Annotated in this window: 21 protein-coding genes and 1 pseudogene; 20 read left to right on the top strand and 2 right to left on the bottom strand. The window is 43.6% G+C overall.

Going from position 1 to position 16,530, the window contains the following annotated elements; all coding sequences use genetic code 11:
• Positions 1-753, bottom strand: a 753-nt coding sequence (locus LI162_RS12410; protein ID WP_416389050.1) for an extracellular solute-binding protein, incomplete at its 3' end; no start/stop codon positions are given.
• On the opposite strand from LI162_RS12410, the pseudogene LI162_RS12405 reads away from it, so the two are divergent.
• From LI162_RS12405 to LI162_RS12370, 8 genes and pseudogenes are all read left to right on the top strand, one after another.
• A pseudogene (locus LI162_RS12405) lies at positions 753-1,400 on the top strand (conjugal transfer protein); the annotation flags it as partial. The gene LI162_RS12410 and the pseudogene LI162_RS12405 sit on opposite strands and share 1 nt — an antisense overlap.
• 169 nt (positions 1,401-1,569) lie before the next feature.
• The gene (locus tag LI162_RS12400; protein WP_117498795.1) at positions 1,570-2,256 is read left to right on the top strand and encodes a response regulator transcription factor; all 687 of its coding nucleotides are present in this window, start codon (positions 1,570-1,572) and stop codon (positions 2,254-2,256) included.
• Between the two features lie 100 nt (positions 2,257-2,356).
• The gene (locus LI162_RS12395) at positions 2,357-3,295 is read left to right on the top strand and encodes an ABC transporter ATP-binding protein (protein ID WP_035403278.1); all 939 of its coding nucleotides are present in this window, start codon (positions 2,357-2,359) and stop codon (positions 3,293-3,295) included.
• Between the two features lie 109 nt (positions 3,296-3,404).
• Positions 3,405-3,968 carry an ABC transporter permease gene (locus LI162_RS12390; RefSeq protein WP_227156756.1) on the top strand — a complete coding sequence of 188 codons (564 nt, stop codon included), beginning with the start codon at positions 3,405-3,407 and terminating at the stop codon, positions 3,966-3,968.
• A gap of 15 nt (positions 3,969-3,983) precedes the next feature.
• The gene (locus LI162_RS12385; protein WP_054752124.1) at positions 3,984-4,721 is read left to right on the top strand and encodes an ABC transporter permease; all 738 of its coding nucleotides are present in this window, start codon (positions 3,984-3,986) and stop codon (positions 4,719-4,721) included.
• A 9-nt stretch (positions 4,722-4,730) separates the two neighbouring features.
• On the top strand, positions 4,731-5,630 hold the full coding sequence (locus tag LI162_RS12380) for a sensor histidine kinase (RefSeq protein ID WP_227156755.1): 900 nt from the start codon (positions 4,731-4,733) through the stop codon (positions 5,628-5,630).
• Between the two features lie 30 nt (positions 5,631-5,660).
• The gene (locus tag LI162_RS12375) at positions 5,661-5,852 is read left to right on the top strand and encodes a DUF3173 family protein (RefSeq protein ID WP_227156758.1); all 192 of its coding nucleotides are present in this window, start codon (positions 5,661-5,663) and stop codon (positions 5,850-5,852) included.
• 182 nt (positions 5,853-6,034) lie between these two features.
• The gene (locus LI162_RS12370; RefSeq protein WP_227135316.1) at positions 6,035-6,499 is read left to right on the top strand and encodes an RNA polymerase sigma factor; all 465 of its coding nucleotides are present in this window, start codon (positions 6,035-6,037) and stop codon (positions 6,497-6,499) included.
• A 120-nt stretch (positions 6,500-6,619) separates the two neighbouring features.
• Here the strand turns inward: LI162_RS12370 and LI162_RS12365 are convergent, their stop codons facing one another.
• Complete coding sequence (locus LI162_RS12365; RefSeq protein ID WP_227156754.1) at positions 6,620-6,886, bottom strand: hypothetical protein; 267 nt, start codon at positions 6,884-6,886, stop codon at positions 6,620-6,622.
• 37 nt (positions 6,887-6,923) lie between these two features.
• On the opposite strand from LI162_RS12365, the gene LI162_RS12360 reads away from it, so the two are divergent.
• From LI162_RS12360 to LI162_RS12305, 12 genes are all read left to right on the top strand, one after another.
• Complete coding sequence (locus LI162_RS12360) at positions 6,924-7,217, top strand: hypothetical protein (RefSeq protein ID WP_227156753.1); 294 nt, start codon at positions 6,924-6,926, stop codon at positions 7,215-7,217.
• Positions 7,193-7,885 carry an ABC transporter ATP-binding protein gene (locus LI162_RS12355; RefSeq protein ID WP_227135314.1) on the top strand — a complete coding sequence of 231 codons (693 nt, stop codon included), beginning with the start codon at positions 7,193-7,195 and terminating at the stop codon, positions 7,883-7,885. The genes LI162_RS12360 and LI162_RS12355 overlap by 25 nt, the downstream gene beginning before the upstream one ends.
• 2 nt (positions 7,886-7,887) lie before the next feature.
• Positions 7,888-9,036: an ABC transporter permease subunit gene (locus LI162_RS12350; protein WP_227135313.1), complete on the top strand. Its 1,149-nt coding sequence runs from the start codon at positions 7,888-7,890 to the stop codon at positions 9,034-9,036.
• Between the two features lie 202 nt (positions 9,037-9,238).
• Complete coding sequence (locus tag LI162_RS12345) at positions 9,239-9,670, top strand: RNA polymerase sigma factor (protein ID WP_227135312.1); 432 nt, start codon at positions 9,239-9,241, stop codon at positions 9,668-9,670.
• A complete protein-coding gene (locus LI162_RS12340; RefSeq protein ID WP_227135311.1) occupies positions 9,660-9,881 on the top strand; it encodes a helix-turn-helix domain-containing protein in 222 nt (73 codons plus the stop codon). The genes LI162_RS12345 and LI162_RS12340 overlap by 11 nt, the downstream gene beginning before the upstream one ends.
• A gap of 621 nt (positions 9,882-10,502) precedes the next feature.
• Positions 10,503-10,901 carry a plasmid mobilization protein gene (locus LI162_RS12335; protein WP_227135310.1) on the top strand — a complete coding sequence of 133 codons (399 nt, stop codon included), beginning with the start codon at positions 10,503-10,505 and terminating at the stop codon, positions 10,899-10,901.
• Positions 10,873-12,498 carry a relaxase/mobilization nuclease domain-containing protein gene (locus LI162_RS12330; protein ID WP_227156752.1) on the top strand — a complete coding sequence of 542 codons (1,626 nt, stop codon included), beginning with the start codon at positions 10,873-10,875 and terminating at the stop codon, positions 12,496-12,498. Before LI162_RS12335 ends, LI162_RS12330 begins: the two co-directional genes overlap by 29 nt.
• A gap of 183 nt (positions 12,499-12,681) precedes the next feature.
• Positions 12,682-12,870, top strand: coding sequence for a hypothetical protein (locus LI162_RS12325; protein ID WP_227135308.1), 189 nt, complete (start codon positions 12,682-12,684; stop codon positions 12,868-12,870).
• Complete coding sequence (locus LI162_RS12320) at positions 12,860-13,633, top strand: phage replisome organizer N-terminal domain-containing protein (protein ID WP_227135307.1); 774 nt, start codon at positions 12,860-12,862, stop codon at positions 13,631-13,633. Before LI162_RS12325 ends, LI162_RS12320 begins: the two co-directional genes overlap by 11 nt.
• Positions 13,630-14,487: an ATP-binding protein gene (locus LI162_RS12315; protein WP_227135306.1), complete on the top strand. Its 858-nt coding sequence runs from the start codon at positions 13,630-13,632 to the stop codon at positions 14,485-14,487. The genes LI162_RS12320 and LI162_RS12315 overlap by 4 nt, the downstream gene beginning before the upstream one ends.
• Complete coding sequence (locus LI162_RS12310) at positions 14,484-14,690, top strand: transposon-encoded TnpW family protein (RefSeq protein ID WP_227135305.1); 207 nt, start codon at positions 14,484-14,486, stop codon at positions 14,688-14,690. The genes LI162_RS12315 and LI162_RS12310 overlap by 4 nt, the downstream gene beginning before the upstream one ends.
• Before the next feature lie 87 nt (positions 14,691-14,777).
• Positions 14,778-16,397: a recombinase family protein gene (locus tag LI162_RS12305; protein WP_227135304.1), complete on the top strand. Its 1,620-nt coding sequence runs from the start codon at positions 14,778-14,780 to the stop codon at positions 16,395-16,397.
• Positions 16,398-16,530 lie beyond the last annotated feature (133 nt).

The raw sequence follows: 16,530 nt of genomic DNA, 5'->3' as shown, positions 1-16,530 counted from the left end.
TTCATCAATATATCTTTTTACTTCTTTTGACAACGTATCTGTGATTTCAACATCATCATAATTGTTGAATGCCGGAACAAAACCAAAGTCATTTACAACGATCTGTTTACCTTCGTCAGACTGAAACAGCCATTTTAAGAATTCTTTAGATGCTTCTTTTTCTTTATCACCTGACTGGCTGTTTATACACCAATAAATGGAGATTCCTGTAGGAATGCAATCTTCTTTTACCCCTTTCAACGGAATCGGAAGAATTCCCATTTTATTTGCCACCTCTTCATCAATTCCACTCAATTCTGGTCCAATCCAATTTCCCTGCTGTACAACCGCAACTCGTTCGATAGCAAGACCTCCTCCGATTTCACTTGAATAATCCACTGCATTTAGTTTGGAAAGATCATCTTTTGATGTAGTATACTTTGTTTCCAAATCAAGAAGAGCCTTTAATGAATCTGCATATTTCAAACCAAGTTGATCTGAATTTCTTAATTCTGTTGCACTTGAATACTCACATGCCAAAGGCGCATTCAACGTATGAAGTCCTGGAATCCAAGTTTCCTTTGCAGCATATTCTTCAACAGCTTCAAGCTGTGGATACTTGTCCTTTAACTTTCCAGAATCAATCTGATTCTGAAGATCAGCAAACGCCTTATCTATCGCATCATAGCTTGTCAATGTAGAGGCATCGATTCCCGCATCTTTAAAAATTTCTTTATTATAAACTAATCCGTATCCTTCTACACTAACCGGTATGGGATACAAGCAAGGAAGCCATTGAAGCAAGGACAATGGAAATCAGTAAATACCTTACCAAAGAATTACAGGATTTGAACGCCGATACCATCAGAACGGACATACCAACCAGTGCGACCGTTACAAATGTGCTGGTCTGGAATGTAAAGCAGTCTGGAACGGACGATTTTACCGTTGCCTACGAAGTAGATCAGCAGGTAAAAGAGGGAGAACAGACACAGGCAGTCACAGAAAACTATACCGTGACCGTTCATGTGGATAAGGACGGTGCAATGGTCATTACCCAGAATCCTACACTTGCTCCGGCAGTGCAGAAATCAAAGTATGAACCGAAAGCACAGGAAGCCGATGTCAGTGTCAGCTACGACACAGTTAAGGACGCTACCGCTTTCTTGGAAACATTCTTTAAGCTCTATCCGACAGCTACGGAAAAGGAACTTGCCTACTATGTCAAAGACGGTGTGCTTGCTCCTGTATCCGGCGACTATGTATTTTCGGAACTGGTAAACCCTGTCTTTACCAAAGACGGCGACAACCTCAAAGTCAGCGTGTCCGTAAAGTATCTGGATAACAAGTCGAAAATGACGCAAATCTCACAGTATGAGCTTGTGCTTCATAAGGACAATAACTGGAAGATTGTAGAATAAATGTTACAGCAGAGTAGTATGGTAATTGTTTATCCAATCTATACTATTCTGCTTACAATTAGATTGACAAAATAAGAATCCCTCTCATATAATTGGTTGCAATGGTATTGAGGAAATACAACCTTAAATGTATAATGGGAAAGTAGCATTGCAGGAATGAGGTAGGCTAATGAATAAAATATTGATTATTGAAGATGATTTAGAAATAAATGCGTTATTGGCTGATTTTCTAAAAGAAAAAGGATATGCTGTGCATTGCCAATATGATGGACTTCATGTTCTGGATTTTTTGAATAAAGAAAAAATTGATTTGATTATACTTGATATTATGCTTCCTTATCGGAGTGGTGATATTATTTTATCTGATGTACGCAAGAAATTTACGATACCTGTTATTATTATTTCAGCGAAAGAAACTACACAAAATAAAATCGACTTGCTTCGTCTAGGAGCAGACGATTATATCACAAAACCTTTTGATATGGAAGAAGTGCTTGCCAGAATTGAAAGTAATCTGCGAAGAGTACAATTTCAAAATAGCCAGACAGAATGTTTGCAATATAACAATCTGACTTTAGACCTAGAGAAAAATACAGCATTTTTGAATGGAATAGAATTATCCTTAACCGCTAAAGAATTTGGCATTTTAGAATTGTTGATGAAATATCCAGATAAAGTATTTTCAAAATCGAATCTTTTTCAAAGTGTTTGGGATACAGAATATATTGCTGAAGATAATACACTTAATGTTCATATCAGTAATTTACGCAATAAATTAAAAGCGATATGCTCTGATACAGAATTTATTGATACTGTTTGGGGCATTGGTTACCGCCTACATAAAGCTAAGGGTTAACGTTCCTTAGCTTTATTATTTTTTTAACTTTTCTCATTACCATTTAAGAAATTCTTTAAAATTGCCCGTTATACTGGTTTAAGTAAAGGAGGTTTGGGATATGAGTTCAATTATTTTAGAAGCAAAGTCTTTAACCAAAGAATATAAACAAACATTAGCATTAGACCACATAAATTTACAAATAAAAAAAGGAAAAATTTATGGATTTATTGGTCAAAACGGAGCAGGTAAGACTACTTTTTTAAGATTAGTCACAGGGCTTGCGTTTCCAACAAGTGGTACACTTTCTTTATGGGGAAATTCTGGAACAGAAGAATTGCAGAAACAGCGTAAACGAATTGGAAGTATGATTGAAACGCCTGCTCTATTCCCGTCAATGACTGCCTATCAAAATATGGAAGTACAGCGTATTCAACGAGGCATACCAGATAAATCAGTTATTAAAAGGACATTAGATATGGTTGGATTGCAAGATACAGGTAAAAAGAGTGTCCGCAATTTTTCATTAGGTATGCGTCAACGATTGGGGATAGCGATTGCACTTTTAAATACACCAGAACTATTGATTTTAGACGAGCCTATCAATGGTCTTGACCCTGCTGGAATTGTAGAAATCAGAAATTTATTAAAAATTTTGAATAAAGAATATGGTATGACCATTTTGGTTTCAAGCCATATCTTAGAAGAATTGTATCAAACAGCATCAGAATTTATTCTGATTGACCATGGAAAAATTATAGAAGAGATTTCTGATTATGAATTAAATGAACGTTGTAAACGACATATAGCTATTAAAACAACAGATGTTCAGAAAACGGTTCTGGTTTTGGAAGAGAATCTTCATACAGATAACTTTAAACTAATGCCAGATGGCATAATTCGTTTGTATGATTATTTGAATGATTTAGAGACAGTTGCGTCTGCTTTGGCAGAATCGCACATTCTTGTAACAGGACTTTCTGTATCTGGCGATACTTTGGAGGACTATTTTTTGAGCAAAATAGGAGGAACAAAAGATGTCAAATCTCCTAAAAACTGAGTTATATAAGTTGTTTCACAGTTGGTATTTTTGGGGAATTGGAATATTCAATCTCCTTTTAAGTAGCATATTGCTGTTAGATAGTAAAGAATGCTCTTCAAACTTAATTATGGCATCATTATACAATATTCCGTTACTCTATTTTTTGATTATAGTGTTTATAGCATTGTTCATTGGAAGTGATTTTAGTGGAAGAACTTTAAATACTTATATTACTGCCGGACATAAAAGAAGTTCTATATTTAGAGTAAAGTTAATTGTATCTCAAATAGGTTGTATTATCATTCTGGTATTTCCATTATTTGTACATGGAATTATTAGTCAATTTTATATTGGAGAAAAACTTTTTTGGAATGATTGCACATATACTATGGTTTTACTAACTCTGTTTGCCATGATAACACTGTGTGCATTACCGATGTTTTTTGCTTTTATTTTTCGTGATATGGGGAAAACACTGACAGTTTCAATGGTTTTATTTTTTGTTATGATTTTTTTGCTGAACAGTGAATCTGCACAAATAATCAGCAGAATAATACCAATGGGACAACTTAGGTTAATTTCATTGCAAAAGGTCTATTCGACAAACTTTTGCTTGTTTGTAGATTTTTTATGGAATTTTATTTTATATTTCATTGCAGGTAGTGCTTTTTTACATACAGACTTGAAATAACCGGAGGTGTTTTTTATGGATAAATTATTAAAACTGGAAAAATATCAGTTGTTACATAATTCTATTTACTGGTGTGGTATGATTGGAATATTTATTTTAGGATTTTTTACAGCAGATACTTATGTTACAGAGGTCATGGGATCGACAGAAGAAATTGCTTCTTCTCTTGCTGATATTTTTAATGGAATGGTGTATGATTCTACGTTTCTTCTTATCATCATGTCGGCTATACTTGCATTGATTTTAGGACAGGAATTTTCTAAGAGAACAATAAACTTAGAGGTCAGTGCTGGACATTCCAGAAAACAAATTTTTACAAGTAAAATAATATCGTATTTAATTGCTTTTAATCTTATGGCTCTTGTCTATCCAGTTTCAGGGTGCATAAGGGAATTTGGACGCTTTGGTGTTGCAGACGTGGGAATGTTTTTTTACAATATTATAAAAGCAATCATTTATTCTTGTCTGCTTAATAGTGCGATATTTCTAATTGCAATACTTATTTGTTGCTATTTACAGGATGCTGTAAAAGCAACTTCGGTTACAGCAATTATTATTTTTGGTCTTAGCTTATATCTTGGCTATGGAATGATGTTGAGATTACCAGTCGGTTTTTTACCTACTTATCAAATCAGAATCGTTGTCAGCATGAAAACCTTTTTTCAACCGATAGCTATTTTAGTAGGATGTATATGGTCTGGTATATTAGTATTGCTTTCGTGGATAAAATTTTGTAAATGTGATTTTAAATAGGTGGAGAAAATGTCTAACATAGAATGGATTTTAATTATCATAACAATATTTTTAGTAATACTGCTATTTCGATATATTCAATTAAAAAAACAAATCCGTAATCTTGCGGATCAAGTTAATGAATTGAATTCTGGAAATTCACAGCAGATGTTAGACATTTCGTTGATTGATAAAGATTTAGAAAGACTGGCTGGTATATTGAATCAATATAATATCAGACAACGACAGGCTGTTGCAGGCGTATTACGCAATGAAGAGCATTTAAAAGAATCTGTTGCTAATATATCACATGATTTGCGTACACCTCTTACAGTCATTCTTGGTCATTTACAATTATTGCAAAAAGAAAATTTGGAATCCAGTCAAGCACAGCGTGTAAAAGTGATTTTTAGCAAAGCCGAAAAAATGAAAGAATTGGTAGAAACATTCTATGACCTTTCTATTTTGGAGGAACAGCAGACAGTTCCAGAAAAAGAAAAGTTTAATATATCTAATATGTTAATAAATTTAATTACGGAAAATGCCGTTGCATTAGAAAAGGAGAATATTTTACCCGAAATAAATCTCCCAGATTATTCAATATACGTATATTCTGATAAAAATATGGTAGAACGAATTTTACAAAATCTGTTGGCAAATGCAATTAAGTATTCTGTTGGAACGATAAAAATAACACTTATGGAGAAAGAAAATAATAATATTATATTTACCATTGAAAATCCAATGAGTGACAGTTCAGAAATTGATTGCAATCGACTTTTTGACCGTTTTTATACAGGCGATAAATCAAGACATAATGGAAGTACAGGATTGGGACTTGCGGTAGTAAAAACACTTGTTGCCATTCTTGGCGGAAATATTGTTGCAAAAGTACATGCCAATAGCCTTATTATTACTCTTGAATTATAAAGTATTGAAGATATATTCGTATGATAATTCATTGAAGAGTGGACATCGGCAGACATCATAAGAAAAGCAAAAAAACTTATGATTGAAAAAGGGCATACTTATTACCAATCCCGTAAATTGGACAGAGTACCCAAAGAAGCCGTGGAAGAATACTCATGTTACATAAAGAAGCTGAAACAAATAAGACAAAAACAGACTGCCCCACACTATTCCGGTCTATGAGAACACAGTAGAAATATTCACAGATTTATGCTATCCTATATGCAACAGTATTGAGCAGCGGCGATCTGGCGTAAACGCTATATTGCCGCCATTTTTTTGAGGATTTTCAAAAAAATTTAGAGAGTGCCGCACATTTGATGTGTGTAAACCGTTATACATAGTGAAAGGAGGTCTTGAACGCTATGGATTTGGAAGAACAATATGACAAAATATATCGCTACTGTTATTTCAAAGTTCGCCATTGTCAAACAGCAGAGGATATAACGCAGGAAACATTTCTGCGGTTTTTCAATAAGCAGTTAAGTCTTGATGGCGACAAAGACCTTCCCTATCTCTATACGATTGCCCGTAATTTATGTATTGAAGAATACCGAAAAGGAAGTAAGGAAAAAGTATGTGAAATAAACGAGGAATTGAGCTTTGACCCAACGGAAGAATGGATAAACAGTATTGCAATGAAAAATCTCATTTCCAACTTTCCACAAGATGAACAGGAATTGCTGTTGCTTCGATATGCGAGTGAAATTTCCATAGCTTCTATATGCAAGATTACAGGGCTTTCCCGTTTTGCCATATACCGCAAAATTTCAAGGATATTAAAACATCTTAAAACAGAGTTACAGAAAGGAGGATTTTCAGATGAATAGAGAGCTGAAAAAGCAAATAGCAAAATCGTTTGACGCACCCATGCCGGAGCGCAAGATTCAGTTTATCCATTCTCTGCCCCGCCCACATATCAGTACCAAAACCTTTATATGTAGTCAAATTCACTTTATCAAGAAAAGCGTATGGCTGATGTCAATATTGATATTTTTGCCCATAGCATGGGCGGCTTCTTTTGCAAGTGAAAATACGGTATGGATTGTATCTGCATTTACTCCTTTCCTTGCATTGCTGCTTATTGCTGAAAGCACAAAATCCGCCATATATGGCATGAATGAATTGGAAATGTCTTCCGCGTTTTCTTTAAAGAGCGTAGTCCTGGCAAGGTTGATTATCTTGGGTGTTTTTAACTTTGGGATTTTTTGTGTCATAATCCCAATCTGTCATGTCGCAAACAGTATTTCTTTTATGCAGACAAGTGTATATTTGTTCGTTCCGTACCTGTTGACAACAAGTATAAGCCTGTATCTTGTACGGCGTTTCCGTAATAAAGAAATCATTTATGGGTGTATGGCGGTAGCTGTTTTTGTAAGCGGAGCAAATATGACACTTCGCTATATGGTAGGCTTTTTATTTCAGGCAAATTACTTGGTGTGGTGGATAGTAGTAGCCTTATTCTTGTTGGGAATTACTGCAAAAGAATTTTACCATACATTTAAGAAAATGGAGGGATTTATATGGAACTTTGCATTGACAGACTGACAAAACAGTATGGAAACAAAATAGCCGTTGACCGGGTAAGTCTGCAACTGACAAACGGTGTCTATGGACTGCTTGGGGCTAATGGTGCGGGAAAAACTACTTTTATGCGTATGCTTTGCGGTATTTTGAAGCCAACAAGCGGTACAGTTACTTTTGACAAAATGGACGTATCTTCCGAGGAATACCGGACAGAACTTGGGTATCTTCCGCAAGACTTCGGTTATTACCCGGATTTTAACGGAATGGATTTTCTTTTATACATGGCATCCTTGAAAGGTCTTACAAAATCAGAAGCAAAACGAAAAGCCAAAAAACTTTTGGAATTGGTAAGTCTTTCAGGCGTAGCCAAAAAGAAAATTGCAACCTACTCCGGAGGCATGAAACAAAGGCTTGGTATTGCACAGGCACTTTTGAATGACCCGAAGATTATCATTTTAGACGAGCCGACCGCCGGGCTTGATCCGAAAGAACGTGTGCGTTTCCGTAATCTGATTAAGGACTTGGGAGAAGAAAGTATCGTTTTATTGTCTACCCATATTGTATCAGATGTTGAGCATATTGCAGATACAGTTCTTATGATGAAAGCAGGACAGATTATATATAATGGTTCTGCTGATGAAATTGACGATTTAGAGAAATTTTACCTTGATGAATTTGAGGAGGAGTGAGTATGTTTACGCTATATAAATTTGAATTGCGAAAAATAATCAGCAGGAAAATTGTCTGGATTACAGGCGGTCTCCTACTTGTGGGGCTTCTTATTTGGGGCGTGGCAAGTGCTATACTTCCACAGAATAGGGAGTATTCCGACAGCTCCTTAAATGGATATGTAGCAAACCGGGCAGAGCAGGAAGCTGCGGAACAAATTTCCGGTAGAGAAATCAATCAAACACTGATTGACGAAATGCGCCCTGCGTATGAGAATTTTATTTTTAATGGGAATTACAAAGAAGCACTTCCGTACTTAGATGTATATAATCTCATTGGCGAGACTTTAGGGACACAGGCAAGTGCAGAAATATTAGAATGTGACAGCGAAACGTTTTATGAAAAATTAAATGCACAGTTAGAAGCAAATATCCCCACAGGGCTGACCGAAAGCATTTCGTTTGATGAGCCGATTGTCTATCATGGATATTTTGACGGGTGGCGGCAAATTACAGATATGATGAAGTTAATTGCCTGTATGGAAATCATGTTTATTGTAATCTGTCTTTCAACGGTATTTACCGTAGAGCATACCCGGAGAACCGACCAAATAATTCTATGCACCCATCTTGGAAAGAAGAAATTATATACTGTAAAAATCCTTGCAGGATTGACAGTAGGTATAGGATTTACGATACTCCTTTCCCTGCTTATGTTAGGGATAATTGCTTTTCTGTATGGATTTGACGGGTATGATACAATACTGCAATTTGTCCTATTGCGCCCGTTTAATCTTACTGTGGGACAGGCAGCTTTGATTTTAGTTGGATTGTCCTTTGCCGGAACTGTATTGATTAGCGCGTTTACTATGATGTTATCGGAGGTAACAAAAAATAGTATTGCTACCATTGGAATTATAACAGGTATTCTCCTTGTTACCATGTTCATTATGGAAATGCCTGCAAATCTCAAACTTCTTTCTGAAATATGGTATCTGCTTCCGAGTAACCTTGTCTCATTAAATGGAGCATTGCGTTATTCTATGTTTCATGTAGGTGGTAGCCCTTTAGCGGCTTATCAGTATGCACCGATTGTATATTTGGTGTTGACTGTAATTTTCGCTTTGATTGGAAAGTTCACATACAATCGTTATCAGATTAACGGTAGATAAATGTAATCCCGCAGCGGGTAGCGCAACCAGCCGAAGCAGTCAACGGGCAAGCTGAACAGGCATAAATGCCCGCCGTTGACAGCCCCGCCTGTTTCCGCTGATGGGTAGACAAGGAGCGACAGCCCCAAGTGCTGCCGCCCCTGTTTATTATAAATGCAGCCCGTCAACCTTGCACAAACCTTTGAGGAAAGGGGGCATTTCTATGGCTTGCACAGAAGAATACAAGGAGCATATCGAGTACACATTCCATGCTTTTTGTAAAGTCGTTATCCGCAACGCCAAGTACAACGCCTTGCGTACATGGCGCAGGAAATACCAAAGAGAAATATCCCTTGAATACCTCACAGAAGAAAAGTTTTATCCATTCAGTACAACAGATGATTATTTCAGCGGGGAATATCCCGTTACCGTCTGCGGCGATACGCTCATACTCTATGACAGGCTGCTTGCCGCCGCCCTCTCCCGTCTGCCTTTGAGGGAACGGGAAATGCTCTACCTATCCTTTTTCAAGCGTATTCCACAGCATGAAATCGGCAGACGGTACGGGTGCAGCCGCAGCACAGCGGGCTACCATATCCGAAAGTCTATCGGGCGGCTTTACGAGGAAATGGAGGGCATGAAGTATGAGGAATGAGAAACTTCTCCCCTATGAAACAATCGTACAAGCCACCGGCGGGGAGCCGGAAGCCGTCAGCCGCGTCCTGCGGTATTACAGGAAGTACATACGCTGTGCCGCCCGTATCAACGGGCAGAATGACAGGGAAGCCGAGGACTACATAACAGAAACGCTGTTAAAAGCATTGTTCAAGTTTCGTATGGACAGGCAGCCCATGACAAAAGAATAACCGCCGGAGAACGGCACGAAAGCAGTAAGTCTTGAAAAAGATTTGCTGCTTTTTTTACGCTTATCTTTGGCATTTTCCTTTTCCGCCTGTATTAGAAAACAAAGAGGAAATTTTTGAAAATGACCGTCAATTTCCGCTTTTCTGGTGTTGTAGGTAGTGAAAGAAAAATATAGCCGCCAGCGGGCAGAAAGCCCCTTTTCATTCGCTCTATTACTGGGAACGCCGGAGAAGCGGGACAAATCCCCTCTTTTATTCGCTCTATGAACGAAAAGAAAGCCGGAGTGCAACAAACCGCCCCTTTGCAGGTGGGTAGTATGTGAGCCGGAAATATCGCCGCAGAGTTGGCAAATTTCCCGCTAGCGGCACTAAAGGTATTGAAAGCAGCCCCACACCGCGCAATCCGGCAGTTTCTAAGAGCAAGTTTCTACCACAGTGCCAAAATTCGCTTACCGCGCCTTTTGCCCCTGCGGGAAACTTGTTGGGGAGTGCCTTCCCCAAACCCTGCTTATGCGGCTTGCGCCGCAAAAAAATTTCCGTCCGGCGGATATTCTTTTTCCCTTTTCCGCCCCGGAAACGGCTTATAGTTAAGCGCATTTTTTCAAATCGAAAGGAGGTCATACCATGCAAAAGAGATACAACACGCCCCACCGCAGCCGCGTTGTGAAAACCCGGCTGTCCGAGGAAGAATACGCCGACTTTACAGAACGGCTTGCCCCCTATGGTATCAGCCAGTCCGAGTTTTTGCGGCAGGCTATCCGGCGGGCGACTATCCGCCCGGTTATCCATGTGTCCGCCGTCAATGATGAATTGCTGGCCGCTGTCGGCAGGTTAGCCGCCGAGTACGGGCGGATCGGCGGCAACCTTAACCAGATAGCCCGCTGCCTGAACGAGTACGGCGCACCCTACAACGCCTTATCCAGCGAAGTACGCGCCGCCATTTCCGACCTTGCCGCCCTCAAGTATGAAGTCTTGCAGAAAGTAGGTGGAGCCGTTGGCGATACTCAAACATATCAGCTCTAAAAATGCCGACTATGGAGCCGCCGAGCAATACCTGTTATTCCAGCACGACGAATTTACCATGAAGCCTGTCTTTGATGAAAATGGGCGGCTTATCCCCCGCGAGGACTACCGGCTGTCCGCGCTGAATTGTAACGGGGAGGATTTCGCCGTTGCCTGTATGCGGGCTAATCTCCGCTATGGGAAAAACCAGAAACGGGAGGACGTAAAGAGCCACCACTACATCATCAGCTTTGACCCCCGCGACGGCACCGACAACGGCTTGACCGCAGACCGGGCGCAGGAGCTGGGCGAGCGGTTTTGTAAAGAACATTTCCCCGGACACCAAGCCCTTGTATGTACCCACGCGGACGGACACAACCACAGCGGCAACATTCATGTGCATATCGTTATCAATTCCTTGCGGATTGAGGAAGTTCCGTTCCTGCCCTACATGGAGCGTCCGGCGGACACAAGGGAGGGCTGTAAGCACCGCTGTACCGACGCGGCTATGCGCTATTTCAAGTCCGAGGTTATGGAGCTATGCCACCGGGAGGGGCTTTATCAAATCGACCTCTTGAACGGCAGCAAAAACCGCATAACCGACCGAGAATATTGGGCGCGGAAGAAAGGACAGCTTGCCCTTGACGAGAAGAACGCCCCTATGATTGCGGACGGTATCACGCCCCGGCAGACCAAGTTTGATACCGACAAGGACAGGCTGCGGCAGACCATACGAAAAGCCCTTGCCACCGCCGCCAGCTATGAGGAATTTTCCGCGCTGCTGTCGCGGGAGGGTGTGAGCGTCAAGGAGAGCCGGGGGCGACTATCCTATCTCACGCCGGACAGGACGAAGCCTATCACAGCCCGGAAGCTGGGCGATGATTTTGACCGCGCCGCCGTCCTTGCCGTTTTGGAGCAAAACGCCGCCAGAGCCGCCCCGCAGCCCGAAGCCATAGAGGAATACCCCGACAGTATCAAAAGCCGGTTACAGGTGGCAAAAGCCCGCCAAAACGCCCCGAAACAAGACGGCGTGCAACGGCTTGTTGACATTCAAAAGAAGCTGTCCGAGGGCAAGGGGCGGGGCTATGAACAGTGGGCGAAAATCCACAACTTGAAACAAGCGGCAAAGACATTGAGCGTCTATCAGGAATACGGCTTTTCTTCCCCGGAGGAACTGGACGCAGCCCTTACCGCCGCCTATGGGGAGTTTGACACATTGAGCGCGGAGCTGAAAGAGCTGGAAACCACTCTATGGGAGAAAAAGGAATTACAGCGGAAAGTGCTTGCATACGCCAAGACCAAGCCCACCCGCGAGGGATTGAAACAGATGAAGTCCGAGAAAGCCCGCGCCGCCTACCGGCAGCACAATGAGAGCGACTTTATCATAGCCGAAGCCGCCGCCCGATATTTCAAGGCGCATGGGATAACCAAGCTCCCCAACCGGAAAGCCTTGCAAGCCGAGATTGAACGGCTTACCGTCCGGCATAATGCAAGCTATAACGAGTACCGGGAGAAGAAAGAGCGCGTCAAAGAGCTTCAGACCGTCAAGCGGAATATCGACCAGATGTTACGCCGGAGTGAGCCGCAGCGCGGCAGGCGGCAGGAGTTAGACCGATAAAGACCGCCCCGAACTGTTACCGAATACCTACAAAACCGCTTGCCGGGGCTTCCCCTATCCGCAATACCTTGAAGCATTTTCAAGGGGCTTACAGGGCAGAAAAACCCCGAAAATGACACCGAAACTATACACAAAAAACCGCCTGTCCCGTCACACCGGCGGGAACGGCAGAAAGGAGCCGCTATGCCGAGAATGAGCAAGAAGCGCAAGCAGGAATGGGCTTTTTTCCTCAACGAGCGCAACCGCATTACTTACAACCCCCTTTGCCGCAAGTGCCGCCGCACCTGTAAACAGAGCTTCCGGGCGACCATTATCGAGTGTCCGCCGTTCCTCTCCAAGCGCGCCAGAAAGGAGCCGGAACATGGCAGATAACCGAAGATACTATTACCTGAGATTAAAAGAGAATTACTTTGACGACGACGCGATTGTGCTGCTGGAGAGTATGCAGGACGGCATTTTGTATTCCAACATTCTCTTGAAGCTGTACCTGAAATCCCTGAAAAACGGCGGGAAATTGCAGCTTGACGAACATATCCCCTACACCGCCCAGATGATTGCCACCGTTACCCGCCAGCAAGTCGGCACCGTTGAGAAAGCCTTACAAATCTTTATGAAGCTGGGGCTTGTGGAGCCGCTGGCAAATGGTGTGCTGTATATGAGCAACATTGAACTGCTTATCGGTCAGTCCTCTACCGAGGGGGAGCGCAAACGGCGCGCAAGGCTGGCTTTACAGGCGCAAAAAGCCTTGCCGGACACAGGGGCGGACAAATGTCCACCATATCAAGCGGACATTTGTCCACCAGAGATAGAGATAGAGAAAGAGTTAGAGATAGAGAAAGAAATAGAGAGAGAGTTAGAAAACGGACAGCCGGACACACCGCCCGCCCCCGCCTATGGCAGATACAAAAACGTATGCCTTACAAAAGCCGAGCTGGACGAGCTGAAAGAGGAATTTCCGGCAGACTATGAGGACTACATTGAACGGCTATCCCGCTATATGGCTTCCAGCGGGAAGCATTACCAAAACCACGCCGCCACTATCCGCTATTGGATAACCAAAGACCGGGGAAAGAACGGCAGACAGCGGAAAGGCGGCATACCTGATTATTCCTACAAGGAGGGCGAGAGCTTATGAACAATGCTTTTAAGAATGTGATAGATACTATGGCAGCCGCCCCGGAGCTGGACGACTACACCGGCGCGGACGGGCTTTTATACTGCGGCAAGTGCCATAAGGCGAAAGAAAACTATTTCACGCCGGATAAGGCGGTTATCTTCGGACGTGACCGACACCCGAAAGAATGTGACTGCCAGCGGGCAGAGCGTGAAAAGCGGGAAGCCGCCGAGGAACGCCGCCGCCACCTTGAAGCGGTGGAGGATTTGAAACGACGGGGCTTTACCGACCAGACCATGCGGGAATGGACATTCGAGAACGACAACGGCAGAAACCCGCAGACAGAGAAAGCCCGTTTCTATGCCGACCACTGGGAGCAAATGAAAGCGGATAAAATCGGCTATCTGTTCTGGGGGAACGTCGGCACAGGCAAGAGCTACCTTGCGGGCTGTATCGCCAACGCCCTCATGGAGAAAGAAATCCCCGTCCGCATGACGAATTTTGCCCTTATCCTCAACGACCTTGCCGCCAGCTTCGAGGGCAGGAACGAATACATTTCCCGCCTTTGCCGCTATCCGCTGCTTATCATTGACGATTTTGGTATGGAGCGCGGCACCGAGTACGGCTTAGAACAGGTTTACAACGTCATAGACAGCCGCTACCGCAGCGGAAAGCCCCTGATTGTCACAACCAACTTGACCTTACAGGAATTGCAAAACCCGCCGGACACCGCACACGCCCGGATTTATGACCGGCTGATTGAGATGTGCGCGCCGGTATGCTGTACCGGGGAGAACTTCCGAAAGGAAGCGGCGCAAGCCAAAATGGAACGGTTAAAGGAACTGATGAACAGCGGAAAGGAGAACTGCCTATGACCGATAGCCGAAAGCAAGACCGCACCGCCCGCCGCCCGGATTGCGTGACGGAAATCCGCATGGGAAACTCTGTCCTTATCGTGTCCGGCTTTTTCAAGGAGAACAGCACCGAAACCGCCGCCGACAAAATGGCGCGGGTGCTGGAAGCGGAAGCCGCTACCTCAAAATCAGCATTTTTACCGACGATAAAGAAGCAGATTTGACACTTTTGCCGCTATACAGACAGCTGCCCCCTATGGTACAATCAAAGTACGGAATAGTGGGGCTGGCTGTCGGAAACGGAGGATATTATGTTAAGACAGACCACCCAAAACCTCATTACCGCCCTTTATCCGAGATTATCCCACGAGGACGAGCTACAAGGCGAGAGCAATTCCATTTCCAACCAAAAGCGGATTTTGGAGAGCTACGCGAAACAGAACGGCTTTACAAACCTGCGCTGGTACACCGACGACGGTTTCTCCGGCGCGAACTTTGACCGCCCCGGTTTTCAGTCTATGCTTGCGGACATTGAAGCCGGGAAAGTCGGCACCGTCATTGTCAAGGATATGAGCCGGTTAGGGCGAAACTATTTGCAGGTGGGATTTTATACGGAAATGCTGTTCCCTCAAAAAGGCGTGCGGTTTATCGCTGTCAATGACAACGTGGACAGCGCGGGCGAGGGGGCGGACAACGATTTTACCCCGCTGCGGAACTTATTCAATGAATGGCTGGTGCGCGATACCAGCAAGAAAATCAAGGCAGTAAAGAGGGCGAAAGGCATGAGCGGAAAACCTGTTACCAGCAAGCCGGTGTACGGCTACCTCATGGACGAGGAAGAAAACTACATCATAGACGAGGAAACTGCGCCGGTGGTGCAGCTTATTTACCAGCTTTGCCTTGCGGGAAACGGACCGACCAAAATCGCCCGTATGCTTACCGAGCGTCAAATCCCCACGCCGGGGACGCTGGAATACCGCAGGACGGGCAGCACCCGCCGTTACCACCCCGGCTATGAGTGTAAATGGGCGACAAATACTGTCGCACATATCCTTGAAAATCGGGAGTACACCGGCTGTCTGGTAAACTTCAAGACAGAGAAGCCTTCTTACAAAGTCAAACACAGTGTAGAAAACCCCGTTGAGAAACAGGCGATTTTTGAAAACCACCACGAGCCGATTATTGACCGGGAAACGTGGGAGCGCGTACAGGAGCTACGCAAGCAGCGCAAACGCCCAAACCGCTATGATGAAGTGGGCTTGTTCTCCGGTATGCTGTTCTGCGCCGATTGCGGGAGCGTCCTCTATCAGCAGAGATACCAGACCGACAAGCGGAAACAGGATTGCTACATCTGCGGCAGCTACAAGAAGCGGACAAAGGATTGCACCGCGCACTTTATCCGCACCGACCTTTTGACGGCGGGCGTGCTTTCCAATCTCCGGCAAGTGACGGAATACGCCGCCAGACACGAGAGCCGATTTGTAAAGCTGCTTATTCAGCAGAACGAAATCGGCGGCAGGAAAAAGACCGCCGCAGCGACCAAGCAGCTTGAACAGGCGCAGGAACGCATTTCCGAAATCAGCCGTATTATCAAGCGTCTGTATGAGGACAACGTAAACGGGAAAATCAGCGACGAGCGTTTTATGGAGCTGTCGGCAGACTATGAAGCCGAGCAAGCGGAGCTGAAAGGGCGCGCCGCCGGTTTACAGGCAGAGCTTGACAAGTCACAGGCAGCCACCGTCAACGCGGAGAAGTTTATGGGGATTGTGAAAAAGCACCTTGCTTTTGAAGAACTTACCCCTACCCTCTTGCGGGAAATGGTTGAGAAAATCGTGGTGCATGAGTGCAGCTATGACGAGAACGGCACCCGCAGACAGGACATAGAGATTTATTACAGCTTCGTCGGCAAGATAGACCTGCCGGAAGCCTAAACCGCCCGACCTATCCGACGTAATCGCGAAACACCGGATAGGAACGGCAAAATTTTTTACACTTCTATTACTTCTTTATCGCACATAAGCAAATTATTAGGGATTACATTATCAGACACAAACGATTGATTGT

This window comes from Mediterraneibacter sp. 210702-DFI.3.120 (assembly GCF_020561005.1).
Classification (GTDB): Bacteria; Bacillota; Clostridia; order Lachnospirales; family Lachnospiraceae; genus Mediterraneibacter; species Mediterraneibacter faecis.
This window is presented reverse-complemented; position numbering and strand designations above follow the sequence as displayed.